The organism is uncultured Sphingomonas sp. (genome assembly GCF_913778135.1).
GTDB lineage: Bacteria > Pseudomonadota > Alphaproteobacteria > Sphingomonadales > Sphingomonadaceae > Sphingomonas.
Genome location: NZ_CAJYVU010000197.1, coordinates 1 through 11912 on the forward strand (window position 1 = coordinate 1; position 11912 = coordinate 11912).

The window sequence follows — 11912 nt, forward strand, 5'->3', positions numbered from 1 at the left end:
GCGGCCGGGCAGGAACTTCAGGGTCGCCGGGTTCGGCGTGGCTTCTGTTTCGATCAGCATGGCGGCGATGTGGCCCGGCGCGGCGGCGGGATCAAGCGGCGTCCACGAAAGCGATCGTTTCAGCGCGCGTGCCCGACCTTCACACGTCGAGTTGCTTCACCGCTGCGTTCCACTTGGCGACATTGTCGCGGGCTTCCTGCACGAAGGCACTGCGCTTGACGAAGCCGAGGAACAGGTCGGCGAACCATTTGCCCGGCTGCCTGAGCGGGCGCTCGAACTGGATCAACAGCACGACCCTCGTACTCTCCGTGTCGTTCCACACCTCGTGATCGTAGGTGTCGTCGAACACCAGAGTCTGCCCCTCCGACCAGCGCACCACCCGGTCGTTGACGCGCATCCGCACGTCGCCGTCTCGCGGCACGATCAGGCCCAGGTGGCAGGTGATCAGCCCCTTGGTCACGCCGCGGTGCGCGGGAATGTGGGTTCCCGGCGCCAGGATCGAGAAAAAGGCCGAGTTCAGCCCGGGGATCGCCTCGATCGCCGACTTCGTTCGGGGGCAGCGCGCCAGATTGTCATGGATGGGGTAGCCATAACCCCACAGGAAGAACGAGCGCCATTTGTTGACCTCCGCGATCGAGCGATGATCGGGCGAGATCGTGGCGAGGCTGGGCGCGGCGTGGCCGACTAGGGCGACCGCGGTCGCCTCGGCCCGGATGGCCTCCCAGTGATCGCGCAGACCTTGCGTCCAGGCGAAGTCGCGCATGTCGAGCACCGGATCGTTCGGCACCAGCGACGATCCCGCGATCAGATGATCGAACAGGCCGCGCAGGTGCTTGCCGACGCGGATAATCAGCGGGCGATTACCTTCCGCCTTCATCGCCGCGCCCGCGGTTGGTGCCCCCGCGATGATTGTCGGATCGGGCGCAACCGCGGCGGCCGCCATCGTGTGCGGAGCCGGCGTGTCGCTTTTCCACTGGCGTGGGTGGGCGACCTTCTCAGCGATCATTGCTCGTTCTCGTCTCCGCGCTGCGTCTTCGTGGCGGAACTCGCCAGTAAGACGTCACTATTCGGGCAAGGCGACGAAATGATGGCATTGATGCGGCGAAGTGGGCGCTGATCGATCCGGTGCGTTATCAAGTGTTGCCGCCGCCCCTAAACTGGATGGCTATCCGCCGCGCAGCCGTTGCGGAGCCGCGACTGGAGGCCTACAAGCCGCCGCATATGGTTTCTCCCGCACGCGCGCTGTCCAAGCCGCTCGTCGCCTTTCTCCTCGCTACCGCGCTCGTTCCGGCCGCCGCCGGACAGCGCGTCGGGAACGGCAAGCCTGCTCCGGCCGCGAAGCCGTCCACACCCGATGCGACGCCGGTCGATCCCGCCTCGGTCAAGGTCGATACCGCGCCGTGGCTGTTCAAGGGTTCGGACATCCCGCCCGACCCGGCATGGTATTTCGGGCGGTTGCCGAACGGGCTGCGGTACGCGGTGCGCAAGAACGGCGTGCCGCCGGGTCAGGTCGCGGTGCGCGTTCGCATCGATGCGGGCTCGCTGTACGAGAAGGACTCGGAGCAGGGCTTCGCGCACCTGATCGAGCATCTGTCGTTCCGCGGCTCCAAATACGTCCCCGATGGCGAGGCGAAGCGCGTGTGGCAGCGTTTCGGCGCGACCTTCGGATCGGATTCGAACGCGTCGACCACGCCGACGCAGACGGTATACAAGCTCGACCTGCCCGGCGCGACGCAGGCGAACCTCGACGAGAGTTTGAAGATCTTCGCCGGCATGATGCAGGAGCCCGCGATCACCGCGCAGGGGCTCGCCGCCGAGCGCCCGGCCGTACTCGCCGAGCAGCGCGAGGCACCGGGGCCGCAGGTCCGTTACGGCGATGCGCTGCGCGAAACTTTTTTCGCGGGGCAGCCGCTCGCCAACCGCTCGCCGATCGGTACGATCAAGACGCTGGAGGCGGCGACGCCCGCCGCGGTGCAGGCGTTCCACGATCGCTGGTACCGGCCCGAAAACACGGTGGTGATCCTGTCGGGCGACATTGATCCAACAACGGCCGCGTCGCTGATCGTCAAGAATTTCGCGAGCTGGACCGGGCATGGTCCCGCGGTTCCCGCACCCAGCTTCGGCAAACCCGACCCCAACGCACCGCCGACGAAGACGGTGGTCGAACCCTCGCTACCGCCGATTGTCGCGACCGCGGTACTGCGCCCGTGGGAGTACCGCGACGACACGATCATCTTCAACCAGAAGCGGCTGGTCGATTTCGTCGCGCTGCGCGTCATCAACCGCCGGCTGGAGACGCGCGCGCGGGCCGGGGGCAGCTTCCTCCAGGCCTCCGTCAGCCTCGACGACGTATCGCGATCGGCCAACGGCACCTTCACCAACATCGTGCCCCTAGGCGACGATTGGGAGGCGGCGCTGAAGGACGTGCGTGCGGTGATCGCCGATGCGATGTCGACCGCGCCGACGCAAGCGGAGGTCGACCGCGAGCTCACCGAATTCGACGCCGCGATGAAGAACGACGTCGCCACCGCGCGCGTCGAGGCGGGGACGAAACAGGCCGACGACATGGTCGGGGCGCTCGACATCCGCGAAACGGTGGCGGGTCCGGAAACCTCGTACAAGATATTGCAGGACGCGCGCGCGAAGGGGTTCTTCACACCCGCGGCGATGCTCGAATCGACCAACCGGCTGTTCAAGGGCGACGCGACCCGCGCGATGCTCAACACCCGCACGCCCGATGCGGGGGCCGCCGCGAAGCTCGCCGCCGCGCTCAAGGTCGACGTGTCGAAGCTGGCGGGCAAGCGCAGCCAGCAGGCCGCGGTCGACTTCTCCAAGGTTCCGAAACTCGGCGCCGCCGGGAAGGTCGTAACCCGCGCCACCGTGTCGGCCGATCCGGGCATCGAGCAGGTGACGTTCTCGAACGGCGTGCGTGCGCTGCTATACCCGAACACCTCGGAGACCGGGCGCGTCTACTTGCGCGTGCGCTTCGGTCGGGGCAATCTGGCGCTGCCGGGCGACAAGCCCACGGTGGCCTGGGCTGGCGACAACGCGCTGGTCGCGAGCGGGATTGGCAAGTTACGACAAGGTGACCTCGACCAGCTGACCGCCGGGCGTCGCATGGGGCTCGACTTCGACATCGGTGACGACGCGTTCACGCTGAGCGCGATCACGACGCCGGGCGATTACGCCGACAATCTGACGCTGATGGCGGCAAAGCTTGCGGCACCGGGCTGGGACCCGCAGCCGGTCGCGCGCGCACGTGCCGCCGCGTTAGCGGGCTATGCCGGGCTGTCGTCGTCACCCGACGGCGTGCTGTCGCGCGATCTCGAACGTCTGCTGCGTGACGGCGACCCGCGCTGGGGCACGCCGACGCTTGGCCAGATCGAGGCGCTCAACGCCGCCGACTTCCGCAAATTGTTCGAGCCACTGCTCGCGACCGGTCCGATCGAGGTCGACGTGTTCGGCGATGTGAAAGCGGACGAGGCAATCGCCGCGATCGCCAAGAGTTTCGGTGCGCTCAAACCTCGCACGCCCGCCGCCACCAGCGCTGCGCCGGTGCGCTTCCCCGCGCACAACACGGCGCCGGTGCAGCTGACGCACGACGGCGCGGACACGCAGGCCGCGGCGGTGATCGCGTGGCCGACCGGCGGCGGATCGGCCGATCATGCCGAAGCACGTCGGCTCGACGTGCTCGCCGCGGTCTTCTCCGATCGCCTTTTCGAGCGGCTGCGCTCGGTCGCGGGCGCCAGCTACTCGCCGAGCGCGCAGAGCCAGTGGCCGACCGGGCTTCCCGGCGGCGGGCGGCTGATCGCTTTGGGGCAGGTGGCGCCCGACAAGGTGCCGCTGTTCTTCCAGCTGTCGCGCCAGATCGCGGCCGAGCTGGTGTCAACGCCGATCGGCCCGGACGAGCTCAAGCGTACGATCGTGCCGATGCTCCAGTACATGGCGCGCGCGTCGTCGGGAAACCAGTTCTGGCTGATGCAGATGCAGGGCGGCAGCTACGATCCGAAGCGGGTCGAGGCGACGCAGAGTATCGTCACCGACATGACGAGCATCACGCCCGAACTACTGCAAGCAACCGCGGCCAAGTACCTGCTGCCGTCCAAGGACTGGACGCTGGCGGTCATGCCGAAGAAGGCGGGTGCGCCGACAGCGGCCGGCTCCAAATAGGGGTTAAGGGGAGGGTCGCGATGCGATGCTCCCCATGAAACGGCCGACCGGGCGAGCAACGCCCGCGACTAACCGCGGTACAGTCCCTCCAGCCGATCGCCGTAGATCTGGCGCAGGACGTGTCGGCGAATTTTCAGGCTCGGCGTCAGTTGCTCGTTCTCGATCGTGAACGGCTCGTCCGCGACGATCCAGCGGCGGACTCGCTCGGTCACCGACAGGTCGCGGTTGGTGCAATCGACCGCCTTTTGCAGCGCGGCGCGGTAATCCTGATTGTCTGCCAGCGTCTTGTAATTACCCGCCTGACCGTTGGCGCGCGCCCAGTCCTGGGTCCATTCGGCCTCGGGGACGAGCACCGCGACCATGTGCGGCTTGCGGTCGCCCGCGATCATCGCCTGCGCAATTTCGGGCTGTAGCGTCAGCATGCCCTCGACCTTCTGCGGCGCGACATTGTCGCCCTTGTCGTTGATGATCAGGTCCTTCTTGCGATCGGTGATCCTGATACGGCCGTGCGCGTCGATCTCGCCGATGTCGCCGGTGTGGAGCCAGCCGTCCTTGAGCACGCGCGCGGTTTCGGCATCGTTGCGCCAATAGCCGTGCATGACGAGTTCGCCGCGCACGAGGATTTCGCCGTCGTCGGCTATCCGCACCTCGGTATCGGGGAGCGGCGGGCCGACGCTGTCCATCGTCACCCCCGCGCTCGGCCGATTACACGAGATGACCGGCGCCGCCTCGGTCTGGCCATAGCCCTGCAGGAACGTGACGCCGAGCGATTGAAAAAAGATGCCGACCTCGGGCGTCAGCGGTGCGCCGCCCGAGATCATCGCCTTCATGCGGCCGCCGAACTTCTTCGCGATCTTCGGCTTGAACAGCGTGTCGACCAGCAGCGCCTTCGGACGATCGGCGAGCCGCAGCTTGCCCGCGTAACGCTTCGCACCGACGTCGCGCGCGGCGGCGAGCAGCTTTGCCGAGACGCCGCCCTGCTTCTCGATCGTCTTCGAGATACGCGTGCGCAGCACCTCGAAAAGGCGCGGCACGACAAACATGATCGTAGGGCGCGTTTCCTCCATGTTGCCGGCGAGCTTCTCGATACCCTCGGCATAATAGATCTGCCCGCCAAGCCCGATGGGGACGAACTGCCCGCCGGTATGTTCGTAGGCGTGACTGAGCGGCAGGAACGAGAGGAACACCTCGTCGCCCCAGCCGAGATCTTCGGAGATCACGTCGCAGCAGCCTTTGACGTTGTGCAGGATCGCGCCGTGGTGCTGCACCACACCGCGCGGCGCGCCGCCCGTGCCGCTGGTGTAGATGATGCAGGCGGGATCGGTCCGCGCGAAATCGGCCGGGGCGCGCACGTCGTCGACGCTCGCCGGATGCGAGTCGATCAGCGTCTGCCAGTCGTAGACGTCGAACGGCGTCTGGCCGAGCCGGACGGGATCGATGCCGATCAGGATCTGCGGCTGTATCGAGCGCAGGATCGCGGGCATCAACGTCTTGGCGAGCTTGTCGGTCGAGACGATCACCGCCTTCGCGCCCGAATTCTCGATGATGTGGGTGTGATCGCGCTCGGTGTTGGTCGTGTAGGTCGGAACCGTGATCGCGCCCGCCGCCATGATCGCCAGATCGGACAGACACCATTCGGGGCGGTTCTCGCTCACCAGCATCACGCGGTCACCGCGTTCGACGCCGATGGCGTTCAAGGCGGCGGCGAGCCGCGCGACCTTGTCCGCGGCGTCGCGCCACGTGATCGGCTGCCACGCACCGTCGCGCTTCGCCCACAGGAACGGCGCGTTGCCTTTTTCCGCCGCGCGGGTGAAGAACATCGCGACCAGATTGGGGAAATGCTCGAGCCTGCGCGTCACCACGATCCTCCCGTGCGCGGTCTTCGGTTTTGCGCGCATCGGCCTTGCTCTAGGAGCAGGGGCGGGCTGGCGCTAGCCCGGGCGCATTGCGTTGGAGCGTGACGAAACGTTGCCACGGTGCCAGCAGGACCGCCACGATCAGAGTCGATCGTGAGTGACGACTCGTTCGACCGAGCTAGATCACACGCGCGTGGACGGGCGGACAAGTGCCCGTTATCCCCGCCCTATGCGCTCCCGTCTGCTCGCCGCCGCGACCCTCCTGCTCGCTTCCTGCGCGCAGCTGCCTCCACAGGGTAGCGGCGTTGTGCCAGACGTGGCCACTGCGCCACGCGCGCCCGGCTTTGTCGTGGCTGCCAACCCGCTGGCGGTCGACGCCGGCATGTCAGTGCTGCGGCGCGGCGGCAGTGCGGTCGATGCAGCGGTGGCGGTGCAGGCGATGCTGTCGCTGGTCGAGCCGCAGAGCTCGGGCATCGGCGGCGGCGCGTTCATGACCTACTACGACGCGGGCAAGCGCGACGTGACCGTCTACGACGGGCGCGAGGTCGCGCCGGCGGGTGCCACGCCAGACATGTTCCTTGATCCCGCAACCCGCCAGCCGCTGCCGTTCGCGCGCGCCGTGCTGTCGGGCCGCGCCACCGGCGTGCCCGGCGCGGTCGCGATGCTGGCGCAGGCGCAGCGACAGCACGGCGCGCTCGCGTGGAGCAGCCTGTTCGACGATGCTGAGCGCACTGCGCGAGACGGCTTCATCGTCTCGTCCCGGCTCGCGCGTATGCTGGGCGGCAGCTACGCTGAATTGTCGGCGCCCGATGTGCAGCGTTATTTTGCGCGTCCGGGTGGCGGGCTGGTGCAGGCCGGAGACCGCTTACGCAATCCCGCCTATGCCGCGTTCCTGTCACGCCTGGCCATGCAAGGTCTGGCCGCGCTTTACCGCGGAGAAACCGCGCGGCGGATCGTCGATCGTGTCCATGCCGCACCGCTACCGGGGTCGCTGAGCGAAGCGGACCTCGCCGCTTACGAGCCGATCGCGCGCACGCCGGTGTGCGGCGCGTGGCGCGTCTACCGCGTCTGTGCTGCGCCGCCGCCTGCGAGCGGGGTCGGGCTGATCGAGCTGCTCGACCTGCTTCAGCGCACCGACATCGCGAAACGGGGCCCGAACGATCCGCAGGCGTGGTACCTGTTCGCGGAGGCGAGCCGGCTGATGTACGCCGACCGCGATCGCTACGTCGCCGATCCCGCGTTCGTGCGCGTGCCGGTCGCCGGCATGATTGATCCGGCCTATCTCGACGCACGCGCGCGGTTGATCAGCCCGCGCGCCGGTCCGGCACCCGTGGCGGGCACGCCGCCGGGCGCCCCCGTCGCCGGCCCTGACGCGACGCACGAACCCGCCGGTACCTCGCACTTCATCGTCGGGGACGGGGCGGGCAACGTCGTCTCGATCACGACCACGGTTGAATCGATCTTCGGGTCGGGGCGGATGGTCGACGGCTTCTTCCTCAACAACCAGATGACAGATTTCTCGTTCAGCCCGCGCGATGCCGACGGGCGTGCGGCAGTAAATGCGGTCGCACCGGGCAAGCGCCCGCGCTCGTCGATGACGCCGCTCGTTATGCTCGACCGCGACAATCGGTTTGCCGGCGCGATCGGATCGGCGGGGGGCAACGCGATTCTCGCCTATGTCGCGAAGTCGCTGGTTGCCGCGATCGACTGGAATTTGCCGACGCAGGCGGCGCTCGCGCAGCCCAACCTCGTCGCGCGCGGCGACGCGTTCCAGGGCGAGGTAACGAAGTTTTCGCCGCAGGTGCTCGCCGGCCTTGCTGCGCGCGGCGTCACGGTACGACCCGGACAGGGCGAGGATTCGGGTGTGCACGCGATGATCGTGCGGCCGGGCGGACGCTACGATGGGGGTTACGATCCCCGCCGAGAGGGGGAGGTGGTGGTGGAGGTGGTGCCTGCACCGCGCATCAGGTCAGCCGCCATCCGCCCCGATCGCGTCAGCGACGCACGCGAAGCCGTCGCGGTGCAGTAGCGCGTTCAACTCGCGCAGGATGCGGGCGGGCAGCCCCGGCCCGCCGTAGACCATCGCCGAATAGAGCTGCACCAGGCTCGCGCCGGCACGGATGCGCGCGTAGGCTTCCGCACCCGTATCGATGCCGCCCGCGGCAATCAGCGGCAGCGCGCCCCCGGTCGCGCGGCGAAAATCAACCAGCCGCGCACGCGCCAGTTCGCGAAGCGGCGCCCCCGACAGCCCGCCCGTTTCGCCCTTGTGCCGCGACGCGAGTGCGGGGCGCGAGATCGTCGTGTTCCCCATGATGAGCGCGTCTACCCCGCCGTCGATCGCGGCGCGCGCGACGTCGTCGATCTGCGCCGGGTTCAGGTCGGGTGCGACCTTGAGAAACAATGGCGTCTCGCCTTTAGCACTGCGACAGGCGGCGAGCAGGTCGCGCAGCGCGGCGCCCTCCTGCAGGTCGCGCAGGCCCGGCGTATTGGGAGAACTGATGTTGATCGTGACGTAATCCGCCACGCGCGCCGCGGCGGTAACACCGGTGACGTAGTCCGCCACGCGGTCGCCCGCGTCCTTGTTTGCGCCGACGTTGATGCCGAGCACACCGGTGCGCTTCGCGGCGGCCGCCCGCGCGATGCCCGCCGCCTGCCCACCGTTGTTGAACCCCATGCGATTGATTACCGCGCCATCCTCCATCAGCCGGAACAGTCGCGGCTTCGGATTGCCCGATTGCGGCAGCGGGGTCAGCGTGCCGACCTCCACCATGCCGAAGCCGAGCGCGAACCATCCGGGGATTGCGCGCGCGTCCTTGTCGACCCCGGCGGCGAGCCCCACCGGATTGGCGAAGTCGAGCCCGGCGACGCGTACGGGCAAGTGCGGCACGCGCGAGCGCATCGGCGCACCCGCTGCGGCCCAGCCGGCGAGCAGGCGCACCGCGGCAACATGCGCGCGTTCGGGGTCGAGGAGGCGAAGCAGGCGCGTCGTGTCGGGCATGCCATGCTCCTTCGCTGATCCCGCGCGGGCGGGCAAATGTCAATTTACCCCCGCACGTGTAAGGATCGGGGGGCACTTTGACGCTTCTTTCCAATACATTTGGCGCGGCACGTGCTCGAAGGTGGGTGCGACCCGAAGGGCTCCGTTCCGCGAAGCTCTTGCACTCAGGCCCGGCGCTCCCGTCGGGCCTTTTTTCGTGGGGCGTGCAATCGATTGCACTGATGGGCCTTTTTGCGCTGCAGCACGTGCTTGATTTCTGTACTCGGGCGCGCCATCTTCCAATCGGAACGATCTGATCCGATTTGAGAATAGTTCGCAACATGCGCCTTTCCTCGCTCACCGACTATGCCGTCGTGCTGCTGACCGCGGCCGCGCGTCATTGCGGTGGCGTGGCGCGGCTGAACGCGACGATGCTAGCGGAGGAAACCGGCGTGCCGTTGCCGACCGCACAGAAGCTTGTCAGCCGCCTGTCCGCCGCCGGCCTGATCGACAGCGTGCGCGGCACCGGCGGCGGGTTTCGCCTCTCGCGCCCGCCCTCGGCGATCACCATCGCCGATGTGGTTGAGGCGGTAGAGGGGCCGATCGTGATGACCGCATGCGTCGACGCGGGCGATCACGACTGCAATCTATCCGGCAATTGCCGCGTGAAGCCGCACTGGAACGCGGTCAACGAAGCGGTGCGCGGCGCACTCGCGGGCGTCACGCTCGCGCAGTTGGCCGTGCAACCTGGCACTCAGGCCGCTTCATCTGAAACTCCGACAAAGGTTCTGGCATAATGGCCACCAAGAACGCCGAAGCCTATGCGGCCGTCTCCAAGACGTACGAATGGGGCTTTTCGTCCGATATCGAGCAGGACTTTGCCCCCAAGGGGCTGAGCGAGGACACCGTCCGCTACATCTCCGCCAAGAAGGGCGAGCCCGAGTGGATGCTCGACTGGCGGCTGAAGGCATATGCGCGCTGGCTGGAGTTGGAGACGCCCGACTGGTCGAAGCTCAACATCCCGCCGATCGACTATCAGGACGCTTATTACTACGCCGAGCCGAAGGCGAAGCCAAAGCTTGGCAGCCTCGACGAGGTCGATCCCGAGATCCTGCGCGTCTACGAGAAGCTCGGCATCCCGATCGCCGAGCAGAAGATGCTGGCGGGCGTCGAGGAGCGTGACGAGAACGGTGAGCCCAAGCGTCGCGTCGCGGTCGACGCGGTGTTCGACAGCGTCTCGGTCGCGACCACGTTCCGCAAGGAACTGGAGGCAGCGGGCGTCATCTTCCGCTCTATCTCCGAGGCGATCCGCGAGTACCCCGACCTGGTTCGCAAGTGGCTCGGCAAGGTGGTGCCGCAGCACGACAATTACTTCGCGACATTGAACTCTGCGGTCTTCTCCGACGGCACGTTCGTCTACATTCCCGAGGGCGTCCGCTGCCCGATGGAGCTGTCGACCTATTTCCGCATCAACGCGGAGAATACCGGCCAGTTCGAGCGCACGCTGATCGTCGCCGACAAGGGCAGCTATGTCTCGTACTTGGAGGGCTGCACCGCGCCGATGCGCGACGAGAACCAGCTGCACGCCGCAGTGGTGGAGCTGGTTGCGCTCGATGATGCCGAGATCAAATACTCGACCGTCCAGAACTGGTATCCGGGCGACGAGAACGGTGTCGGCGGCATCTACAATTTCGTCACCAAGCGTGCACTGTGCCAAGGCAAGAACAGCAAGGTGTCGTGGACGCAGGTCGAGACCGGCTCGGCCGTGACGTGGAAATATCCGTCGTGCGTACTCGCGGGCGAGAACTCGGTTGGCGAATTCTACTCGGTCGCGGTGACCAACAACCGCCAGCAGGCCGACACCGGCACCAAGATGATCCATCTGGGCAAGGGCAGCCGCTCGACCATCGTGTCGAAGGGGATCAGCGCCGGACGCAGCGACAACACCTATCGCGGTCTCGTCCGCGTCGCGCCGACCGCGGAGGGCGTGCGCAACTTCACCCAGTGCGACAGCCTGCTGCTCGGCGACCAGTGCGGCGCGCACACGATCCCCTACATCGAGGTGCGCAACCCGTCGGCGCAGATCGAGCACGAGGCGACCACCTCGAAGATCAGCGAGGACCAGCTGTTCTACGCGATGAGCCGCGGGCTCGATCAGGAGGCGGCGGTCGCGCTGATCGTCAACGGCTTCGCGCGCGAGGTGCTGAAGCAGCTGCCGATGGAATTCGCGGTCGAGGCGCAGAAGCTGCTCGGGATTTCGCTCGAAGGTTCGGTCGGTTGATATTCGCGCCTCCCCGGCGGGGAGGTGCCTGAAGGATGAATGATGCTGAAGATTGAAAACCTCCACGCCGAGATCGACGGCAAGCCGATCCTCAAGGGCCTGACGCTGTCGGTGAACGCGGGCGAAGTCCATGCGATCATGGGACCGAACGGCGCGGGCAAGTCGACGCTTGGCTATGTGCTGGGCGGCCGGCCCGGCTATGAGGTGACCCAGGGCTCGATCAGCTTCGACGGCGAGAACCTGCTGGACATGGAGCCGCATGAGCGCGCCGCCGCCGGCGTGTTCCTGGGCTTCCAATATCCGGTCGAGATTCCCGGCGTGTCGAACGTGCAGTTCCTGCGCGAGAGCCTGAACGCGCAGCGCGCGACGCGGGGCGAGGCGCCCTTGTCGGGTGCCGAGTTCCTGAAGGTCGCGCGGGCGCAGGCGGATGCCCTTGGCCTCGACCACGACATGCTCAAGCGTCCGGTCAATGTCGGCTTCTCGGGCGGCGAGAAGAAGCGCAACGAGATGGTCCAGATGGGCATCATCGACCCCAAGTTCGCGATCCTCGACGAGACGGACAGCGGCCTCGACATCGATGCGCTGCGCATCGTCGGCGACGGCATCAACCGCATCATGCGCCAGCCGA

The 11912-nt window shown here is 67.3% G+C and carries 8 protein-coding genes; 5 read left to right on the top strand and 3 right to left on the bottom strand.

The features are described 5' to 3' along the window. Positions 1 to 139: 139 nt before the first annotated feature. Entirely contained in the window at positions 140 to 1006 is an 867-nt protein-coding gene (locus tag QZ847_RS16625) for an aspartyl/asparaginyl beta-hydroxylase domain-containing protein (RefSeq protein WP_294192444.1), read from the bottom strand. Positions 1007 to 1221: 215 nt separating this feature from the next. Here QZ847_RS16625 and QZ847_RS16630 point away from each other — a divergent pair, with 215 nt between their 5' ends. After that, positions 1222 to 4170, top strand: a complete 2949-nt coding sequence (locus QZ847_RS16630; RefSeq protein ID WP_294358741.1) for a pitrilysin family protein — start codon at positions 1222 to 1224, stop codon at positions 4168 to 4170. Positions 4171 to 4238: 68 nt separating this feature from the next. Here the strand turns inward: QZ847_RS16630 and QZ847_RS16635 are convergent, their stop codons facing one another. After that, positions 4239 to 6068, bottom strand: coding sequence for a long-chain fatty acid--CoA ligase (locus QZ847_RS16635; RefSeq protein WP_294358744.1), 1830 nt, complete (start codon positions 6066 to 6068; stop codon positions 4239 to 4241). A 274-nt stretch (positions 6069 to 6342) separates the two neighbouring features. Here QZ847_RS16635 and QZ847_RS16640 point away from each other — a divergent pair, with 274 nt between their 5' ends. Next, on the top strand, positions 6343 to 8055 hold the full coding sequence (locus tag QZ847_RS16640) for a gamma-glutamyltransferase family protein (RefSeq protein WP_366930212.1): 1713 nt from the start codon (positions 6343 to 6345) through the stop codon (positions 8053 to 8055). Here the strand turns inward: QZ847_RS16640 and QZ847_RS16645 are convergent. Further along, positions 7996 to 9024, bottom strand: a complete 1029-nt coding sequence (locus QZ847_RS16645) for a quinone-dependent dihydroorotate dehydrogenase (RefSeq protein ID WP_294358749.1) — start codon at positions 9022 to 9024, stop codon at positions 7996 to 7998. The two genes, QZ847_RS16640 and QZ847_RS16645, sit on opposite strands and share 60 nt — an antisense overlap. 320 nt (positions 9025 to 9344) lie before the next feature. On the opposite strand from QZ847_RS16645, the gene QZ847_RS16650 reads away from it, so the two are divergent. From QZ847_RS16650 to sufC, 3 genes are all read left to right on the top strand, one after another. Further along, complete coding sequence (locus QZ847_RS16650) at positions 9345 to 9800, top strand: SUF system Fe-S cluster assembly regulator (RefSeq protein WP_294358752.1); 456 nt, start codon at positions 9345 to 9347, stop codon at positions 9798 to 9800. After that, entirely contained in the window at positions 9800 to 11284 is a 1485-nt protein-coding gene (sufB, locus tag QZ847_RS16655) for a Fe-S cluster assembly protein SufB (RefSeq protein WP_294358755.1), read from the top strand. Before QZ847_RS16650 ends, sufB begins: the two co-directional genes overlap by 1 nt. Before the next feature lie 42 nt (positions 11285 to 11326). Beyond that, a partial coding sequence (gene sufC, locus QZ847_RS16660; protein WP_294358758.1) for a Fe-S cluster assembly ATPase SufC occupies positions 11327 to 11912 on the top strand: 586 nt, incomplete at its 3' end.